This window comes from Olivibacter sp. SA151, from assembly GCF_054130995.1.
The window spans coordinates 5011079-5030154 of sequence record NZ_CP096391.1 but is presented as its reverse complement, the minus strand read 5'-3'; the positions used below and the strand labels follow the sequence as shown (position 1 = coordinate 5030154).

Here is a 19076-nt window from a genome sequence, read left to right as displayed (position 1 = left end):
ATTTTTAACTTTGTCATCATTGGTGACAAAATGAATGTCATCAATAATAACAATACAAAATGGAAGCTGCAAAAGTTTTTTTCAGAAGCAATCTCCGGTTTCTCCGCAACCGCAAAAAATACAGTCAGGAACACCTGGCGCAGCTGCTGGGCCTTACACGCAGTAAATATACCGCACTGGAGAACGGGCAGACGGAAAATCCGCCGCTGGTCGACCTGATCCGGTTGTCCGAGTTCTTCAGAATCCCCGTTGATTACCTGCTCCGGCAGGACCTGGGCCGCTGGAGCGAATACGAACTGCGCAAGCTGGAAACGGGGGCAAAGGAATATATCAACGGGAAGAACCTGCGCGTACTCTCCATTACCGTTACGCCCGATAATAAGGAAAACATGGAGTATGTACCCGTAAAGGCCAAGGCAGGCTATGCCTCGGGCCATGCCGATCCCGAGTTTCTGGCGGCGCTGCCCAAATTTTCGCTGCCGAACCTTCCGGCCGGGGGCACCTATCGGATGTTTCCCACCACGGGCGATTCGATGCTGCCCGTTCCGGAGGGGAGCGATGTGGTGGCCCGTTATGTGCAGGACTGGAAAACCCTGAAGCCCGACAGCCTGTGCATCGTTATCCTCAAAGGTGAACGGGATTTCGTGTTCAAACAGGTTACCCTGCAGCGGGACGGTACCGTACTGCTCCGCTCGCTCAATAAAAATTACGCGCCCTATACCGTAGGAGTCGAGGAAGTACTGGAAATCTGGCAGTATGTAAAACACCAGACCGATAAGCTGCCCGAAGCCGGAACCGACCTGCAGGAAATCAGGCAGCTCCTTCTTGATGTAAAAAAGCGGGTCGAAGAAATATAAGGCTTGGAATTATTTAAACAGAACAGATGGACGAATCCTTTTTCATAACCATAAATTACCGGAATACCGAACATAGTTTCGAAAGCCGTATCCGCTGGATGGGCTATACCCATAAGATCGAGGTGGATGTATCCGGCACCATGGTGCATTTCGAGCCCGATGAAGAACGGAATTACCGGGCCGTGCTGGTAGATCCGACTGCCGACACGTCAAAAGTGCTGACACTGGGACTGTTGCAGGCAATCGCAAGCTATCTGGAAGAGCAGGTCAAATCTAAATGACCACCGGTCCGGTGCCTTTGCCTGAGACCTTATTGCTTATCAGGACAACAGGGATTTTAATTTTATCCGGTTACCTTTTATGATTTTTACATCTGTCAGATCTCTGAACAGATCGCCTTTCTTTTTCAGCCGTTCCGGGATTGTCGCCATTGTAAAGGCATAGCGGTCGAGGCCCCGTTTCACTTCTTTCCAATCGAGCGGCGTACTGACAATCGGCAGGTGATAAGGGCGTACCGAATAAGGTGCCGCCAGCGTATCGGCATAATCATTCTGGTTGGCATCAACATACACTTTGCCTTTACGGTGATCGATCGTTTCGCTGCGCGTGCTGCTGTCCGGAACCAACGCATGCACCTCATCCGCCAGGGCATTGGCTATGGCACGGCTCTGCGTAAAAGTGAACCCTTTGCAGGGAATATAAATATGCATACCGGTTTTGCCCGAAGTCTTCACGTAGCCTTTCAGACTGTGCGAATCCAATACCTCCTTTACCGCAAGCGTCACCTCAACCGCCATTTCAAAACCCTTATCTTCCGTCTTCCTGCCCGAAACCGTCGGGTCCAGGTCGAGCCAGATATAATCCGGCTCATCGGGCTTTTGCACACGCGAAGCCCATGGATTGATGTCCACGCATCCCCAATCCACCATATAGAGCAGGGTTTCCAGATTGTTGCATACCAGGTAATCGATCCGGTCGCGCTTTCCTTTCTTTTTCACCCGTCGTTCATCGGTAAAGATAGCCGCGCAATCAGGCTGTCGGTTTTCCATGTCCTTGATAAAAGTGGTCGGGCCTCCGGCATGCGTCAGCTTCAGATTGAGCGACTGTGGCCTGTCTTTCAGGTAAGGTAAGATGTAGGGTGCAATCCTGTTGTAATATAAAACCAGGTCTCCCTTGGCCACGCCTTTCCAGAGCTCCCGACCGATATCGTGCAGTTTCACCGTGCAATGTTTCATCGGGAATTCCGAAACTTCCCTGCCCTCTATCGATTCGTCCACCCTTTGCCAGTTGCTGCTTTCATTGAGATAAACCTTTTTTCCATCCGGTGGGGAACCATCGCCATCGGTAGGGAGCGTTTCCACTTTTTCGGCAATCACCTCTACCGATGCGGCAGATTCCGGCACCTCCCGTACCACCTGATCGGGCCTTTTATCATAACGGAAGCCCAGGAAGGTGGCAGGTTTACGGATGCGACCCGATTTCGTCCACGTAGCGAATTCAAAGTTGGCCACCAATTGCGGTTTTACCCAATGGGTTTTAGCTCCCTTGGTATCCAGTACCTGATTGGTGAACGGCGATTCATCGATTTCCAGTTCCTTCAGTTTCTTCAGAATGCCGGGCATATCCTTCTGCTTATAACCTCCGCCGCTGCGGCCGATCCAGCGGAACTTACCCTTCTCATAGGAACCGAAGAGCAGGTGTTTGAAAGAGCGCGATTTATCCGACTCCGCCCAACCTCCTATAACGAATTCCTGCCGTTTCCGTGTCGGGATCTTCAGCCAGTTATAACTGCGGTCGCCTTCCAGGTATTCGCTGTCCTTTCGTTTGGCCACTATCCCCTCCAGGTTCATATTCAGCACCTCTCGGTATAAAGCCCGGCCGTCCTCAAAACTTTCGCTGAAGCGCAACACTTCGTGTCCGCTGATCAGCTTTTTCAGCAGTTCCTTCCGTTCGATCAGCGGATAATGCCGCAGATCCTCTCCGTCCAGCCAAAGCAGATCGAACACGCAATAGCTGATGGGCGTACTTTTTCCATTATAGAGCTGTATGGCATCAAAGTCAGGTTTCCCGTCGTCATTGAAGACCACCACCTCGCCATCGATGATGACGTTGTGCTTCAGTTTACGGAGCGCTTTTTCAATCAGCGGATACCTGGAAGTATAGTTGAGACCACCTCTCGAGTCCATCCGCACCGTTCCATCTTCCACAAAGGAGATGATGCGATAACCGTCCCATTTGATTTCATATAGATAGGCATCGCTGTCTACCGGCTCCTTCACCAAAGTGCAGAGCATAGGCCTGATGCGTTCGGGCAATTTTCGTTTCGATCGTTGATCTGCCATATATTCCGGAACAATACGGATAGGGCTTTTGTTTAATTTCAGCGGCTCAGTTAAACACTTTTGCTTTGCACTTGTTAGAAAAGGAAAAACGAATATTATGGCAGATGATAAAAGCAAAAGGGACGGCAGGGACCGTAGCAAGGTAGCGGGCGATGAACGCTACGAAATCGATTACCTTGTAAAAGAACTGGGCGTGAGCCGTGCCGATGTGGAAGATGCGATAAAAGCTGTGGGGAACGATCGGGAGAAAATCATAAAGCACCTGAAAAAATAGCCGGTTTCAGATACGGTGCTCCGATTTCTTCTATGAAAATTGCGACGTTCAATATCAACGGCATCAATGGCCGTTTACCCGTTCTGCTCCGCTGGCTACGGGAAGAAGAGCCTGACGTGGTGTGTTTGCAGGAACTCAAGGCGCCCCAAAACCGCTTTCCCTTAAAAGCCATCCAAGAGGCAGGTTACCAAGCTATCTGGCACGGACAGAAAAGCTGGAACGGGGTGGCAATTTTATCGAAATCGGAAGAGATCACAGAGGTGACCCGCGTGCTTCCCGGTAACGTGGAAGATAACCATAGTCGGTACCTCGAGGCGATCATTGATGACACGCTTATCTCCTGTTTGTACCTGCCCAACGGCAACCCTTATCCAGGGCCTAAGTTTGACTATAAGATGGCCTGGATCAAACGCTTTAAGAAGCGGGCTGCCCAGCTGATAAAGATGGACATTCCCGCCATTCTGATCGGTGATTTTAATATTATCCCTACAGAGCTGGACGTTTATAAACCCCAAAAATGGGAGAACAATGCCCTGTACCGCATGGAAGCAAGAAAGGAATTTAAATCCCTGCTCAAACAGGGATGGATGGATTCCGTCCGTAGGCTATTTCCCGATCAGGCAGTCTATACCTTTTGGGATTACCTCTGGAATGCCTATGGGCGTAATGCCGGCCTGCGGTTGGATCATATCCTGCTAAGCCCCAAAATTGCACCCCGGTTGATCGAGGGCGGCATCGACCGACATGTCCGTGGCTGGGAAAAGAGTAGCGACCATGCGCCCGTATGGATCCGCTTGAAAGCAAAGTGAGTCGGTTAGATTTTCTGCTGCGCTGTTAAAAATTTTCGAACAATTAAATAATTTACGCATCGATATATAGAAGCAACAAGAAATGCCAAGTGACACTTTCTGGCCTATAGCTAGCGATTCATCACGTTTATCACTGTCTTTTGGATGCCGTAGTGGGAGAGGCTTTAACACTATATAATGCTGTTTGTAGTAGCGGTCTTTTTATCGAAATAGATTTAGGCTTAATACATTTCTGCGCCTGAGAAAGAGTGTCTTTGAAGGCTTAGGTACGCTTTTATGATCGTTTTTTGGGACATCAATTTAATTATAAAAAAGTAAGTAATGTTCTTTCAATAACTTTTTTAGCAGTTGAAAATGTCTTCGGATAGTTGCCTTCCCGCGTTAAAAACTCCATCATCGGCAGTAAATCAAGAACTTTGGCTTTATATTGCCAATTAGATTCTAAAATACCTCCCTGCTCCAGGTATGCCGTTACTAAGTGCTCTTGATATGCTGGCACCTCATCCTCAAATCTAAAAAAATTACCAAAATCAACGAGAGGCGAACCGGAAAAGGCATATTCCCAATCAAGAATGCCACTCACTTGCCACTTCCCTCCATATTTGTGTACTAAGATATTCTTTTGGTTAAAGTCGCCATGAACAAGTGAGGCCTGATTTTGAATATCCTCAATGCTCTTTCGATTGTCTAGAATAAATTTTTTTAAGCTATCATATGTTGTACGCGGTAACCGGTTGGCCAAATTTTTACTTTTAAGGAACTTCAACATATAACCATAATATCCGTGAAAAAAACTCGGAAATGGTTCTATTACTTTACAATCTTTCCCCAGAAATCCCGATTTGCTAAATGTAAATCGATGTATGTCTGCCAATACGGCCCCTAATAGCCTCGCTATTTCATGAATTTCATCTGCACTTAAACTGTTTTCAATAACACTTAAGGTGGTTCCTGGTAAAAATTCGGAGAGCAAAACATGTCGACCACTATTCTTATGATTAATGATATGTCCATAGATTTTCGGTACTGGAACATGTCTGTTCAGCCTATTTAATAAGGCTATTTCTGTTTCGACACGGGACTCATCAGTCGAAATTCTCAGTGCAAAAGACTTTTTCGGGATGGTGTCAACTTTAAGATTGACGTTGTTAAAACCTCCATTAAGCACCTCAATAGTTTCAACGTCACTAATTGAGAAATCTGCTAAAATAGCCGTAATTTCAGCTCTATCAACATGCTCCGTTAAATTTTTTTTATCAAATTTCTCTGCATAACGGTCAACATTCTTCATTTGTATTTTCCTTTTATAGCTTATTTGTTAAACCGTAAAGTTCTTTCATGAACCGTGCTCCCGAATCGTCTCTCTTTCGCACTCGGTAACCAAAGCGGATTATTAAACTGAAGCTGCCCGTTGCTGTATTCGTGTCGTTACCATCGTTTTGTGGAACGCTATCATGAGCTAATCGTTTTATGCAAAGGGATAAGAAAATCAGTTGGGATTTTTATCAGTTCAATCCTTAATTTGGTTGATAAATGCGAAATATATCAAACATAACAAGAAAACCAATGAATGCTACCGTGCCCGCAGTTGATAAAAAATAATTTCCCGTTTTACGCATACCCGTGGATCGTGTGATTTCCCTTTCTTTTGAGTATTTATAATAGTATGCGATGCCTATTGTATGGGTTACACCCGCAATGATAAATAATACAAGCGGTAAAAGGCGCCAATCGATTGTAAAAGTGTCAATTTTCGCAATACACCATAAAGCTTGAATAGCCAGAATGGGATAAAGACCGAAAATCTTGATTTTCTGGAATCCAGTTAAAGGTCTAACTTCTATCTTGTTGCCTGTTTCCATAATACTAAGATAAGAATTAAAAATTAAACAATAAAACATGTGTCAATTTCCAATACCAATAAAGGGATGCGTCCTCACGAGCAGCTTATTCCCATAAAAGTCAGGTTAACACCTCTTGATCCCATTGAGGTGAGACTGTTTGGTTTCAAACAGGATGAGTTTCATTTTTTAAACTATTTCCGCCACCGATTACTTACGATCATTTTTTGATAATTAGAATCGCATTCAAAACTGTAAAAATCGCATTAGTAAACTCTACAATAATTAATAAAAGATGCCATGGCACTTGAGCCCATGTGCCTGCTTCCTTCCTTCTTTCGGTACCTGCTAAGCGAACGTGCAAATCGTAGTGATGCCAAATCACCTCCTTTTTATCAACCATACCGCCATTGTAACCATAATCAGTTTCATGAGCTTCTACTCCCTCTCGACTGAATGTTATAAAAGACTCTGAGTGAATGATCTTATTATATATCCAACGTAGGTTAGCATCAGCATCATTAAACAAAATAACAGCGTCCATATTGACTGATGCTAAAGCTTCTTTATAGCTTTTGTAATATTCGTCATCACTATTCATGCCTCGAAATTGATCATCTAGAACACGCAAGGATGTGGCAATTTCTATAAGCAAAGAGCTTATTTTTCGTTCGAAAAACTGCTCTTGTAAAGTCTACAATGGCTGTTTATGATCTTCACTAGTAAGTCTAAAGATTTCCTTACTCCCCAAAAATACACTGACTAGCATGTATGCTTTTTCCAAGATATTGGATGCGTCTATTACATATTTTCCGCTTAAGTTATTAGATATTTTTTTTTAGGGGCCAGATAATAGTTTGTTTGACAACCCGCATATTTTATATTAGAAGTGATCTATAATCAAAAATCTATTAGGATCATTGATATAAAGCGGATTTAACAGGGCGCCATTCCTCATTATATCTTGCTATAACGGCCCCAATCGTTTCAGCAATCCAGTCCGGACAGGCCGGGTGGAAAAAAACCTCTTCAATAAGTATTTCCAAATCTACTTTCACATCAACAGAATTTATATCGTTTGTTTGTTCACGTGGATGAACGCTCTCACTAGGTGCATAAAATAGTCTTATTTCCCTTTCGTCCTTAAAAGGAGGCCTCTTACTAAACAGCGGCAAATAAACATTGCCTATTTGAATATTTGGAAAATTATAAAGAACTGGACTAATATGGATGTCTCGTTCATCAATAATTGAACTGGATAGCCTCTGAAAAGTACTTTTAATAGAGACTCCGCCGTATTTCTTTGAATATGCGTCCCACATTATCGAAGATTCGTGGTCACAAATACTCCAACAATTTGCATACGAAAAGCTTCTAGCCTTTTTGTATGACTTATTTAAGGCTTCACACAAATCAGGTGAAGCTTGCATTCCCTCAAAAAGTTTTGGGATGTTGTCAGACGTTATATCTGGCATAAATCCATCATACAGATCTTGGTATTTATCTACTCTCAAAAAAAAGAGACACTTTGTTTCAAGTAAATGAAGATATTTAAAGAGATCCATATATTTCCATACAACAGTATTGTTATCACTTAGTGAATGGAATTGTGGGTGATGCTTATACATGATATTGTTTTAATTACTTTATGACATTGAAAATCACAACCTTCGAACTATGTTTGACATTCCAAAAAGGTTATATTTAGATATTAATGACTTTTCTATCGTTTTGCCGTATTATCAAAAAGGCATGAAATATTAATTGTTCTTTGCCTGCTGATAACTTAACTACTAGTACGTTTCTATTATTCATATGTCCAAGTGCTACCCGATATATTAAGGTTTTGTTTAATAACGTCCCCAAAAATAAATTCTTTTGGTCCAATTTGTTTAATCTTAAATATACCGGCCTTTATCAAAGTGAGTTGATTGGTATCAATACACCGTTTATTGAGTACTACATTATAACCTACAGGGCTTGGTGTGGCTTGTATTCCTTTTACACTATGGTATAATAAACCGTCAATAGATTGCAGCTTTTCTGTTTGGATAAAACTACCGGCCCATTTAGGATGAGGCTTAAAAGATTCCCTAAATAAATAGCTACTATAACAGGCTGTTAACCAATAATGGGTATGATCTTTCTCTATGATAGCATTTTCGAACGATCTATTAATAAACTGAAAAAACTCTTGTAGCGCTGATTCCTTTACTAACTGTTTATACTTCTCTGTGTTTTCAGCATGAAAACGCTCAGTTCCAGAATGTGTAAAATCTCCATATCTGAGATCTACTACGGTTAGATCCTCCTGAACAAACCAACCACCCATTTCTAAAAGTTCTTCATCATTAGGACTATTAGTAATAGAACCTTGCTCAGCTTGTGAGATATAATAGGAGCATTCCATTAGAGACAGTGAAGAGTCCGACGAACAATAAAAGTGACTTTGATTTGGCTCACTACAGCGATTGAATTTATCGTATGGTATATCGTCAGGTCTATAACTTAAATCTCGCTTTGTCCCATGAGTTAAGTCATGTCTATTTTTTTGTATAGGTACGCTTCGATATAAGATAGTTCCCTTTGGTATTTTAGTAATAATGATTGAAACCTTATTGAATAAGGTTTCGAATAGACAATTTTTCACCTCCTGATAATCCTCCAACTTTACACTGGGAGTATTTTTCAGAAAATCTAAACCTTTACGGAAATCCCTTACATCGAAACTCATCATACAAATTATTATTAAACAAATTTAGTTAATTCAGAGTTCAAATGGGTATTTGCGAAATAATACTATTGAGTTAGCAATATGGAATAACCACCGTTTAAAATAAGAATTAATATGGTGGAGAGAGCTTACTGAGCATTTCATCATTAGCTCTATATATTTTCTCTTGCTTTGGCCAGGATACATAATAATTCCAGTTCTGCCCATCTGGAGTACAAGCTATAACGTATACGTTATCTTCTACTGATATTAAATAGTACTCTCCACAACCCGAAAGATTCGATTTGACCATTAGCCGTCCGATGGTAACTATTTCTTCTCTATTGGGCGAGCGCCAATCCATGCTGTATGTATTTGGATCTAAAATATTTCGTATGCGTGACTCTTTAGTGGTTACTGTGTATACAAAATACACCACTATTCCAATCAAAATTGGCCACGCAAGTTTATATTTTACTAATAACTCATAAGGTTTGTCTAACAAGTCATCAAATCTTTCTTGGTTCATTCCGGTTGATTTAGGTTTTCGCTTCTATTTCTGGATGATGAAGACAAAAATAGAAATTTTTAGTTAAGCAAAAGCCGCCGTTTTTCGCTACAGATATTTGGACGTTTAAATGAACGAAAAAAATAGGATAATTCCGCAGATATCAGTCGATAGGGTACAGTAAATTGTATCTTTAATGCAAAAATAAAAACATAAATATGTACATATTCTCCAAAGAATTTCTTCTGAACGGACTTTTTACTGGTGTCGTTGTAACAGGTATCTACGAACTAGGAAGACATATTCTGTCAGTTATCCGTTTTTATTGGCAATACAATCAATATGAAAATTCCGAACTGAATCCATATTACGGATATAATTTCGTGGACGGTATCCTTTCTGAAGAAACTAACAAAGCAAAGTGCATTGTAAAAGTAAATAGCTGGAAACAAAAGATTTCTCTTAAAGTCACTCACGGTAGGACGTGGTGCGGCCATGTTATTATTGAGGGTAATAATTTTGGCAGATTACCCTTTCACTACAACGACAATTCCGATTTTGGGTGTAAACACATATTGTTTGTTCGGCAAAAATTAGATGGTATCATAACTTGTAGAATAATATTAAGTCCAATAGATAATCCTATAGAAATAAACGGTAGTTCGATAATAGGTCATAAATACAGTCTAGAAGTTTTTCAATGATGCGACTGAAAGTGACCACCGATTAAACGAATACGTTAAAAGGATCAAAGTAGTTCCTACAAATAGTATTAATAACATGTCACTCATTTTTGAAATTGAAATCTTTCATCATAAAGTGCCTCTTTTCCGTAGTACTCGGAACTTTAATCCAGTTTATCACTCTTGATGTATAATATTCCTCATAATGTTGATCGTAATACGGAGTTTTATCATTAATTTCAAGCTGTATACAACCCAAGCGGTAATGAGCCCTAATGATTGGATCGATCTTTTTTAAAAGCAATTGAATATTCCAGTTGGTTTTAAGCTCTGTCTCTTCTGAAATTATGAATGTATAACTAGCCTCAATTAAAGCTTGATGCGCAAACCAGTGTCTTGACTTTATTGCAATATCAAGAAGAGTAAGGAAATCCTCCGACAGATAGCCATTATTAATAATCTTTCCCCTAATACCGTTATGTTCGCCAACTATAATACCGATTTTTAGTTTCTTAACTTTCTTCCATGCGGGGGAATTTGTAACTATATCACGGATAGTTATCTCGCCTGTTTTCAAATTAAGAGATTGCACAACTAAAGAAAGGACAAATTCGCAGCTGTGTTCAAAGGCTTGGCATAACATCAGACATTTTCCGTATCTCGAAAAAGAAGGCTCGCTAATTTTGGTAGGAAGGCTGGTAAAAAACATAGATCTGATTATTTCAAACTTGTAACCTTTTTCAAAGATATTACAATCAATGATATTTTCTTCAAAAATGCCACGTTTGAGAGTATGCTATCAGTGATTTCTAAATTTTCTCTAGCATCTGCTATTTAAATTATTTGACTACTTTGGTTTCAAAATACGACCGTTTAATGAAATATAAAGCTGTCAGGTTTTAAAAAATGTACCTCAGGAATCGGGTTGGAATAGCTTGGAAAGTTCTATTAATTAATACAGAACATTTGGTGCATAGAGCTCATAAGACCAAAATATTCTCTCTGTATATCTTATTTCATTTAAACTATATATAGCTCAAATATTGAACCCGACATTCCTTAACAATTCCTTTCCTTTGTCGGTCAATTGATACATCTGTAGACTGCTCCTGGGTTTATCTTTGATTGTCATTTCTACCAAATTCATTGTTTCGAGAACCTTTAGTGACCGGTTAATGTTGTTCGTGTCATTTTTTAAGCCAGCATATGCGAAAATTTCTGCTCGCTTATAGGTCTGGATTGTAGTATATCTCGATTAGCCATCATCTTATTCTACATATGGATATAGATGTCTAGAGCTCCTTTCTTGATTCATCTCAGCTTATATAGATACCAACCTGCTCTTTCAGGATTCGGTATTCGCTTTATCCTGTCGGAATTTCGATCCATTGCTGTTGAGATATAGCCACTTGAAAATTTCCAGCCTCGATCTTCAAAAAGCGCTTTGATGCTTCCAATACCAATACCTTCTGTTGCAAACTTTTCGTTGTGAAATAGTTCGAAATTTATCGCATAAGTAATGGAAGGCCGTTTTTCTAAAATAATGCTGTATTCTGGATTATTTTTATGTTGGGTAATAAGTTTATCTCGAAACTTCCGATCGACTTCTATCTCCTTATTATTTATACTTGATATGGATTTTCGGAAAAAGTCACATGCTTTGTTTATATCGTCGATGCTGAATTCTGCCGATTCGTTCTTAATTAATCTTACCTGTTTTTCTGAGAGATCAAGAACATTAGCAAATGCAAGATCTGTCAATCCTGAGTAGTCTAGCAGTTTAAAAATATTTTTTCTTATTAATTCTTTGTTCAAATTAGCCATTAGGCTAATCTCGGGGCGTTATTAACAACAAAAGCGGTAAATAAATTCTTTTTTTGATATTTATTATTTATATTTGTGTTATGAATAACAAGGGCTTGCATAAAGCATGTTCTTATATTCTTAAAAAGGCACTAATAAAAAGTCTCGACTGCAAATTCCGACATTTTGCGAACGGACGAGACGGTAAGTTAATGCCTGTGGCGACTTTTGCTTACTTTTGCATAGCTATAGCGTCACGGGCCTTATCGTAAATCCGTTCCGTTCGGCCGTCGGAAGCCTGCAGTATGGTTGATAGGGCCCAGCTATAGTCTGGTTCTATATACCGCAGAGGCTCGTTAATAGAACGAGTTATGATAGCTAAACCTAAAAAAAAATTTTGTTTAAGAAACATCTTTAGCGCTCCCGAATAGGCGAGGTGGTTGGCCATTTTATGGCTTCATCTCCTTACGGTGAAGGCGCCCCACTGTACGGATTTTTAGATCAAATTATTTACATGAACAATCTAAATCATTACAGAAATGAAGCTTTTTACAAGCTACATCAGGGAGCTTTTTGTCCAATTTAAACTAAAAAGTAGTACGGCCGTCACTCGTGAGCGTTTGCTAGTCATGTCGGGTGCTCGAAGATTCTTCATCTCGTTCCGCAACGGGATCAGGATGATGTGGAGGGTAAAGTCTGCAAGCACGACTGGCTGTATACAAAAAATAAATGAAAAAACTACCTGTAACTCGCGAGTTACAGGAAAATGGGCTTTAAGAAGGTTTAAAGGCGTTTTTTGGTGGTTTTTTACCACTAAAATTTGCATAAAAAAGTGGTGGGAATTTAGGTGCAGATACCTTTTTTCGTCGCAAAATGTTGCCTACGAAACTATAAGAGTCGGAAGGCCACTGCGCGTCCTTAAACCTTACACCGTATACCTTATAACCCTAAAGATCTTGTTCTGTGTTTGTTTGGCACACGCCCGGCAGTCCTCCTCCACGGAGGCTGCCCATGGCGTGGCTTTGCAAGGTTCCTATCTACTTAACGGGCAAGTTGTATCTGCCGAAACAAATGAACCGCTGGATGGGGCCACTGTAACAGTATGGAAACAGGACATCAAGGTGCTGACCGATAAGGATGGTAAATTCCGTTTAAGAGTGCCCGACACAGGTGGGGTTTTGCTCGTCAGCTATGTGGGTTACAAGATTGCCGAAGTCCCCTTCGGAGGGAGGGATTCGAAGCCGTTAATCGTTCAATTGGAAAGCAACGGCACTCAACTGGAAGAAGTGCAGGTAAGTACCGGTTACCAAACCTTACCCAAAGAACGCGCTACGGGAAGTTTTGTGCAGGTGGATAATGAGCTGTTGAACAGGAGGGTATCAACCAATATTCTCGACCGCTTGGATGGGGTGACAAGCGGCCTGATCTTTAATAAATCAAATATTACCGATGAAAAATTCTCGATCCGTGGAAGAAGTACGTTACTGGATGCTACAGCCGCATCTCCCTTAATCGTGTTGGATAACTTTCCTTATGAAGGAAACATAGAAAATATAAACCCAAATGATATCGAGAGCATCACCGTACTGAAAGACGCTGCCGCCGCATCGATCTGGGGAGCACGGTCGGGTAACGGCGTAATTGTTATCACTACCAAAAAGGGCAAAAAAGGGGAGCCGTTAACGATAGAATTCAATGCCAATACCACTATGGGCAAGAAGCCTGATCTATTCTATTTGCGTAATAGTCTGTCTTCTGAAGATTATATCAACGTTGAAAGGCAACTTTTTGAACTGGGTTTCTATGATGCGGATATTGCCAATACGGTTACCTGGCCAGCCCTGACACCCGTCGTTGAGGCCCTCTCGCAAGTTCGGACAGGTAACTTAAGTGCGAGCTATCTAACTGCTTATTTAAACGACTTAAAACACATCGATGTAAGGAATGATTACCTGAAATATATTTATCAACCTGAACTGAATCAGCAATATGCACTGAACTTAAGAGGTACCGCACCTAAGGCTTCTTATATGTTTTCGGCAGGCTATGATAACAACAGGGCGAACGTTATCAGCAACGGATCGGACAGAATTACACTCAACTCACTCACTACCTATACGCCCGTGAAAAATATAGATATATCCGTTGGGCTTACTTATGTAAACACTACGGATCGGAGGCAGCTTGATTATACCTACAAAAATCCCAATACACAATATAGAGGAGGGTATGATATGTATCCATACGCTCAATTAGCGGATGGGAACGGCAAACACTTAACGGTCATAAGGGATTATAGACCGGCATATCTGGAACAAATGGAAGCTAAGGGATTTTTGGATTGGACCTATCGGCCTCTGGATGAGATTCCCCTGAACGACGCACTTGGCAAGGTGAACGAATTTGTCAGCCGTTTAGCCATTCAATATAAACTGAACGATGCGCTGAATTTCTCTGCCCAATACCAATATCAAAATCAGGTAACCAACGGTACTTTCCGCGATGATAAAAACTCCTATGCCGTCAGAAATCAAATAAATCGCTTCACCCAAATCGACCCCGTTACCGGAAGCTTGTCTTATCCATTCCCGGTAGGCAGTATCTTAACCTTAGAAAACAACGAAGTGCGAGCCCAGAATCTGCGTGGGCAAGTTAACTATAGCCGGTTGTTCGGTAAACATCAAGTGACGGCGTTGGTGGGCGGTGAAGTCAGGGAAGTTAACCGCAACAGTTATACCCGTACGTCTTACGGTTACGATGACCTGTACGGAACGGCCGTAACGAATCTGGATTTCACGACACTATATCCTATTAATCCGGCCAATTCCGCACGTATACCAACGGTACCGGGCGATTTTTACAAAAACGTCAACCGATTTATATCGTACTATATTAACGGTGCTTATACGTTTGACAGCCGTTATACTTTTACAGTCAGCGCGCGCCGGGACGGGGCCAACCTGTTCGGTGTGAAAACCAACCAGAAAATAACCCCGCTATGGTCGGTCGGTGGTTCGTGGGATCTGTCAAAGGAACGGTTTTATTCTTTTGGCGCAATTCCGTATGTAAAACTCAGGGCTACTTACGGCTATAACGGAAATGTATACAACGGGGTAGCATATTTGATTGCGCGTTACGGAACGAGTAGTCTGACGGGGCTCCGTACCGCTTCGATTGCAGGAGTTCCGAACCCCGAATTGCGTTGGGAGCGTGTTCGGAATATCAATCTCGGTGTTGATTTTGAAAGCAGATCCAAGTTTGTATCCGGCAGTATCGATTGGTATAGAAAAGACGGTCTTGATTTAATTCATGATGCCGACCTGGCGCCCTCTACAGGTTTCGTAACCTTTAAAGGGAACGCTGCAGAAACGCGTACCTATGGGCTTGATGTTGTATTGACCACGAAAAATTTAAATAGCAAGTTAAGATGGACAACTACTGCTTTATTCAACTTAGTAAACGATAAAGTAATCCGCTTTGATAGGAAATATCAGGCAACCGATTTAGTATCGGCACAGACCGGGTCGCTGATAGCCTTTGAGGGCAAGCCCTTGTTCAGCCTGTATAGCTATGCCTGGGCCGGATTGGAAGCAGAAACCGGTGATCCCCTAGGCTATTTGGATGGTTGGCCTAGTAAGGATTACCTTAGTATAATCCGGAACGCAACACCCGAATCGTTGGTTTACCATGGGGCCACGCGGCCTACGGTGTTCGGTTCGATGCGTAACGATTTTTCTTTTAAGAGCTTTTCGCTTTCTGTCAACTTAACGTATAAGTTAGGCTATTACTTCCGGCGATCATCCGTAAACACCAATCTGCAACAGGTGATCATGTCGGGCGGGCACACAGATTACGTTTATCGATGGCAATATCCCGGTGATGAAGCATTTACTTCGGTACCTTCGCTCGTTTATCCCAACAATACCAACCGTCAGAATTTCTACGCCCGCTCGGCCGTGCTGGTTGAACGGGGAAACCATATAAGATTGCAGGATATAAGGTTTGCATACGATTTCCGCCCTAATGTCTTCGCATCCTGGATAAAAGCACTGCAGGTTTATACCTATCTGAATAATGGACCTATTCTCTGGAGGGCAAATAATGTTGGAATGGACCCCGATACGAGGGAGAGTTATCCCATACCGTTTACTGCCAGTTTAGGGTTAAAGGCAATATTATAAATCATAATTGCAATGATGAAATATGTTAGAAAAATAAAGTTTCTCGGACTCGGTCTTTTGTTGGCGCCGCTTCTACAATGTAGCAAACAGAATGAATGGCTGGAGAAGAAGGCGAATAGCAATGATGTCATCCTCTCGACATTGGATGATTACCAGGCTTTGCTTGACAATGAGTCGATCGTGAACAGGCGTTATCCCGGTCTGGGAATAGTAGGTTCTGACAACTATTACACGACCTATCCGATATGGCAATCTACATCCACTGAAGTGGAGCGCAATGCTTATCTGTGGTTACCTGACGTGTTTGCAGGAAGCGCGGTGAACGACTGGGACAGTCCTTACCGTATCGTGGCCTTATGTAATATTGCTATTGAAGGCATCCGGGAAATGGAAGTGGCTGAGGCGGAACAAGATAAGAAAAATCAGATTATGGGAAGTGCCCTATTTTACCGAGCATATGCCTTTTACAATCTGTTACAGCTATTTGCGGCCCCTTATGGGCAGTTTGCTGACGGTACGGTTCCGGGCATTCCGCTAAGGCTTAGCTCGGATGTAAATCAATCTGTTGGAAGAAGCAGTTTGGAAGACTCTTATAAACAGGTAATCAGTGATCTTGAAAAAGCCGCTCAGCTTCTTCGTGAACATAGTTCCGGTCAAACCCGTCCATCGGGCACAGTTGCTAAAGCACTATTATCACGTCTGTTTTTAAATATAGGTGATTATGAAAAAGCCATAGCATATGCAGAAGAGGTGCTTAATTTACGCGATGAATTGATGGATTTCAATGAGCTTACGGAAACGGGTGCATTTCCTTTCCCGGGATATCCGAACAATCCCGAAGTGCTGTTCTATACCGAAACGGAACTCTACGGAATCACTAATTTCCGATCGAACCGGGCTTTTGTTGACACAGCCCTTTATCGATCTTACGCTACGTACGACCTTCGCAAATCGATTTTTTATAACGCTTCCGATCCCTCGGATAGGGTCTCCTTTAGAGGCCAATATACAGGTAATGCCTATTTCTTCGGCGGTATCGCTATCAATGAGCTGTACCTGATTTACGCCGAAGCGCTGGCCAGATTGGGAAATTATTCGCAGGCCGCCGACATTCTGGGAAAGCTACTGGAGAAAAGATCTAAAAGAGAGGCCTTAGAAGGACTCGGGCTCCCTCATTCTGAAAACATTGTTGCTAGGATACTGGAAGAAAGACGGAAGGAGTTGCCTTTTACAGGCCTGCTCCGTTGGGAAGACCTGCGCCGTTTAAACAGAGAGGGTATATACCGGATAACATTGGCACGTAAATTAGATGGTGTCGTTTATTCCTTGCCTCCGAATGATAATCGCTATATCTACCCGATTCCCGAGCGCGAGATGCGCTTAAACCCAATGGAACAAAATCCGCGTTGACATACTTAAAAAAATTGAAGGATGAATTTTTGTAAATTTTATATACTGCTCCTGTTTTTAATAATATATAATGAAGCGAGTGCCCAACGAATGCCCGTAGTCAATGCGGAGCGGCAGTTAAATGAGCGTTTGGATAGCTTACGTAACACTATGCTTTCAATTTTGAAGAATGATGACCGTTACCAGGTATCGATTAAGCATGATTTGTCCAACACGATGAAAATTGCTGCGAGGGAAGATACTATACTGGCGGAGTCCATGAAACTGATACGGGCGTATAAGGGGAAGATTGCTGATACTTTGCTTCAAAGACATGAAGTCCGTTCAGTTGGCCTGTGTCAAAAAATTAAATACAGGAATTTGAGAATCTATTTGGGCGGTGCGGACACGGCAGCCTATGCCGACATTAAAAATGCCATATTGCCGTCTTTCGAAAAGCAATTTTTATATGATGATACAGTGCTTATAAAATCTGCTGGTTTTTTAGATTTTTTGCTGGAAAAGGAGCGTGTCTTTTCTATTTTAAACGATGGTAATGTGGACCCCCTGCATAGCTATGTACATATCAGGGAAACCTATAAAGAACCTCTTCGCAGTGCCTTGGTCAGCAAGTTGCTATTGTCTTTTTATGCCAAGGCGGATTTAAAAGAGTGGACAAGTTTGGCCAAAGATGCGCTCACCTATATGGAATCTTCCAACGATCGATCGGCAGTGGAAGCAAAATTGAATCAGAACGGTTTAGGTAAACCCGCTTTCGGCTTTATTTTACCTGATACAAACGGCAACGCCGTTAAACTGAGCGATTTGAAAGGAAAGGTGGTTGTAATCGATTTTTGGTTTACCGGTTGCAGTGCCTGTAAAATATTGGCCAAATCGCTAAAACTAGTTGCTGCTACTTATAGCGATAATCCGAATGTCGTATTTGTCAGTATAAGTGTTGATAGTAATCGGGAGAAATGGATACAGAGCGTTCGAAGCGGAGTGTACACCGGCAATGAGACAATCAATCTTTATACAGAAGGAAAAGGGTCTAAACATCCAATCATCGATTTTTATGGGTTCAGCGGATATCCGAATTTACTGGTTATTGATAAACAGAGTAAACTGGCTGCAATTCCTCCAAGGCCGGAGACCCCAGAGAGTTTCAGAACCTTTGTAGCACTGATTGATGAGTTGCTATGATGTGGAAAAAGCCGGGCACAATCGCCCGGCTTTCGGATAATAAGGAGTACAGCTAAGGTACCCAAACTTGGTTTATGGTGCTTTCATCAGCGTCAAAATGAGCTGGATTGGATGGATCGGGATTTGCACGATTAGCCGTATAGGTACAGTGACCTGATCCGGGTTCACAGTTGCCTCCTGCTTGTTTCTCAAGGAACAATTGATTTTCGCTGTCAAAATAGTATTCAGTTTGACGGAATTCCGTCGTTGGCTGGGCGTTAACAGTGAAATAAATTGCTAATGCTAGAATAGTTCCGAAGAATGCTACGACAAGTAGTCGCGCGTTAGATATACGTGCCATGGGCATATATGCATTTAAGGGAAATGCTACCTTTAAGTTTATACTATATTTATTTCAGAATCGGGGCATCTTCAGGTCAGCCAAACCTTTCAGTCCGTTTGCTGCAAACGAGAGCCGAAATATTATCTGAAGT

General features: G+C 41.9%; 17 protein-coding genes. 7 read left to right on the top strand and 10 right to left on the bottom strand.

What is annotated here, in order from left to right; translation table 11 throughout:
• Nucleotides 1–59: 59 nt before the first annotated feature.
• Nucleotides 60–857: an XRE family transcriptional regulator gene (locus M1D52_RS20575; protein ID WP_437394499.1), complete on the top strand. Its 798-nt coding sequence runs from the start codon at nt 60–62 to the stop codon at nt 855–857.
• A 26-nt stretch (nt 858–883) separates the two neighbouring features.
• Nucleotides 884–1138, top strand: a complete 255-nt coding sequence (locus tag M1D52_RS20570; protein ID WP_437394498.1) for a hypothetical protein — start codon at nt 884–886, stop codon at nt 1136–1138.
• 39 nt (nt 1139–1177) lie between these two features.
• On the opposite strand, the gene ligD is transcribed toward M1D52_RS20570, so the two are convergent.
• Nucleotides 1178–3199, bottom strand: a complete 2022-nt coding sequence (gene ligD / locus M1D52_RS20565) for a DNA ligase D (protein ID WP_437394497.1) — start codon at nt 3197–3199, stop codon at nt 1178–1180.
• A 97-nt stretch (nt 3200–3296) separates the two neighbouring features.
• Here ligD and M1D52_RS20560 point away from each other — a divergent pair, with 97 nt between their 5' ends.
• On the top strand, nt 3297–3473 hold the full coding sequence (locus M1D52_RS20560) for a DUF3606 domain-containing protein (protein ID WP_149105777.1): 177 nt from the start codon (nt 3297–3299) through the stop codon (nt 3471–3473).
• Between the two features lie 32 nt (nt 3474–3505).
• The gene (gene xth, locus M1D52_RS20555) at nt 3506–4282 is read left to right on the top strand and encodes an exodeoxyribonuclease III (protein WP_437394496.1); all 777 of its coding nucleotides are present in this window, start codon (nt 3506–3508) and stop codon (nt 4280–4282) included.
• Between the two features lie 304 nt (nt 4283–4586).
• On the opposite strand, the gene M1D52_RS20550 is transcribed toward xth, so the two are convergent.
• From M1D52_RS20550 to M1D52_RS20515, 8 genes are all read right to left on the bottom strand, one after another.
• Nucleotides 4587–5573, bottom strand: coding sequence for a phosphotransferase family protein (locus tag M1D52_RS20550; protein ID WP_437394495.1), 987 nt, complete (start codon nt 5571–5573; stop codon nt 4587–4589).
• Nucleotides 5574–5799: 226 nt separating this feature from the next.
• The gene (locus M1D52_RS20545; protein WP_437394494.1) at nt 5800–6144 is read right to left on the bottom strand and encodes a hypothetical protein; all 345 of its coding nucleotides are present in this window, start codon (nt 6142–6144) and stop codon (nt 5800–5802) included.
• A gap of 199 nt (nt 6145–6343) precedes the next feature.
• Entirely contained in the window at nt 6344–6778 is a 435-nt protein-coding gene (locus tag M1D52_RS20540) for a hypothetical protein (RefSeq protein WP_437394493.1), read from the bottom strand.
• Nucleotides 6779–7040: 262 nt separating this feature from the next.
• A complete protein-coding gene (locus M1D52_RS20535) occupies nt 7041–7751 on the bottom strand; it encodes a hypothetical protein (RefSeq protein WP_437394492.1) in 711 nt (236 codons plus the stop codon).
• Between the two features lie 179 nt (nt 7752–7930).
• On the bottom strand, nt 7931–8860 hold the full coding sequence (locus M1D52_RS20530) for a hypothetical protein (RefSeq protein WP_437394490.1): 930 nt from the start codon (nt 8858–8860) through the stop codon (nt 7931–7933).
• Between the two features lie 106 nt (nt 8861–8966).
• The gene (locus M1D52_RS20525; RefSeq protein WP_437394489.1) at nt 8967–9365 is read right to left on the bottom strand and encodes a hypothetical protein; all 399 of its coding nucleotides are present in this window, start codon (nt 9363–9365) and stop codon (nt 8967–8969) included.
• Nucleotides 9366–10127: 762 nt separating this feature from the next.
• Nucleotides 10128–10736 carry a hypothetical protein gene (locus M1D52_RS20520; protein ID WP_437394488.1) on the bottom strand — a complete coding sequence of 203 codons (609 nt, stop codon included), beginning with the start codon at nt 10734–10736 and terminating at the stop codon, nt 10128–10130.
• Between the two features lie 602 nt (nt 10737–11338).
• Complete coding sequence (locus M1D52_RS20515; RefSeq protein WP_457941585.1) at nt 11339–11851, bottom strand: hypothetical protein; 513 nt, start codon at nt 11849–11851, stop codon at nt 11339–11341.
• A 935-nt stretch (nt 11852–12786) separates the two neighbouring features.
• On the opposite strand from M1D52_RS20515, the gene M1D52_RS20510 reads away from it, so the two are divergent.
• Genes M1D52_RS20510 through M1D52_RS20500 form a run of 3 tightly spaced genes read left to right on the top strand, consistent with a single transcriptional unit; the run spans nt 12787 to nt 18603 of the window.
• Nucleotides 12787–16011 (top strand): SusC/RagA family TonB-linked outer membrane protein, encoded by a 3225-nt coding sequence (locus M1D52_RS20510; RefSeq protein WP_457941584.1) that lies wholly within the window; start codon nt 12787–12789, stop codon nt 16009–16011.
• 12 nt (nt 16012–16023) lie between these two features.
• Nucleotides 16024–17421, top strand: coding sequence for a RagB/SusD family nutrient uptake outer membrane protein (locus M1D52_RS20505; RefSeq protein ID WP_437394484.1), 1398 nt, complete (start codon nt 16024–16026; stop codon nt 17419–17421).
• A gap of 21 nt (nt 17422–17442) precedes the next feature.
• Nucleotides 17443–18603 (top strand): TlpA family protein disulfide reductase, encoded by a 1161-nt coding sequence (locus M1D52_RS20500; RefSeq protein ID WP_437394483.1) that lies wholly within the window; start codon nt 17443–17445, stop codon nt 18601–18603.
• A gap of 52 nt (nt 18604–18655) precedes the next feature.
• Here M1D52_RS20500 and M1D52_RS20495 read toward each other — a convergent pair whose 3' ends face one another.
• Complete coding sequence (locus M1D52_RS20495; protein ID WP_437394481.1) at nt 18656–18943, bottom strand: hypothetical protein; 288 nt, start codon at nt 18941–18943, stop codon at nt 18656–18658.
• Between the last annotated feature and the right edge of the window lie 133 nt (nt 18944–19076).

Excerpts from the sequence above, each read along its gene's own strand:
- M1D52_RS20560 (WP_149105777.1), top strand. The coding sequence starts at position 3,297 with ATGGCAGATGATAAAAGCAAAAGGGACGGCAGGGACCGTAGCAAGGTA.
- M1D52_RS20570 (WP_437394498.1), top strand. The coding sequence starts at position 884 with ATGGACGAATCCTTTTTCATAACCATAAATTACCGGAATACCGAACAT.
- M1D52_RS20535 (WP_437394492.1), bottom strand. The coding sequence starts at position 7,751 with ATGTATAAGCATCACCCACAATTCCATTCACTAAGTGATAACAATACT.
- M1D52_RS20550 (WP_437394495.1), bottom strand. The coding sequence starts at position 5,573 with ATGAAGAATGTTGACCGTTATGCAGAGAAATTTGATAAAAAAAATTTA.
- M1D52_RS20530 (WP_437394490.1), bottom strand. The coding sequence starts at position 8,860 with ATGATGAGTTTCGATGTAAGGGATTTCCGTAAAGGTTTAGATTTTCTG.
- M1D52_RS20515 (WP_457941585.1), bottom strand. The coding sequence starts at position 11,851 with ATGGCTAATTTGAACAAAGAATTAATAAGAAAAAATATTTTTAAACTG.
- M1D52_RS20500 (WP_437394483.1), top strand. The coding sequence starts at position 17,443 with ATGAATTTTTGTAAATTTTATATACTGCTCCTGTTTTTAATAATATAT.
- M1D52_RS20575 (WP_437394499.1), top strand. The coding sequence starts at position 60 with ATGGAAGCTGCAAAAGTTTTTTTCAGAAGCAATCTCCGGTTTCTCCGC.
- M1D52_RS20495 (WP_437394481.1), bottom strand. The coding sequence starts at position 18,943 with ATGGCACGTATATCTAACGCGCGACTACTTGTCGTAGCATTCTTCGGA.
- M1D52_RS20520 (WP_437394488.1), bottom strand. The coding sequence starts at position 10,736 with ATGTTTTTTACCAGCCTTCCTACCAAAATTAGCGAGCCTTCTTTTTCG.
- M1D52_RS20505 (WP_437394484.1), top strand. The coding sequence starts at position 16,024 with ATGATGAAATATGTTAGAAAAATAAAGTTTCTCGGACTCGGTCTTTTG.
- M1D52_RS20525 (WP_437394489.1), bottom strand. The coding sequence starts at position 9,365 with ATGAACCAAGAAAGATTTGATGACTTGTTAGACAAACCTTATGAGTTA.
- M1D52_RS20545 (WP_437394494.1), bottom strand. The coding sequence starts at position 6,144 with ATGGAAACAGGCAACAAGATAGAAGTTAGACCTTTAACTGGATTCCAG.
- xth (WP_437394496.1), top strand. The coding sequence starts at position 3,506 with ATGAAAATTGCGACGTTCAATATCAACGGCATCAATGGCCGTTTACCC.
- ligD (WP_437394497.1), bottom strand. The coding sequence starts at position 3,199 with ATGGCAGATCAACGATCGAAACGAAAATTGCCCGAACGCATCAGGCCT.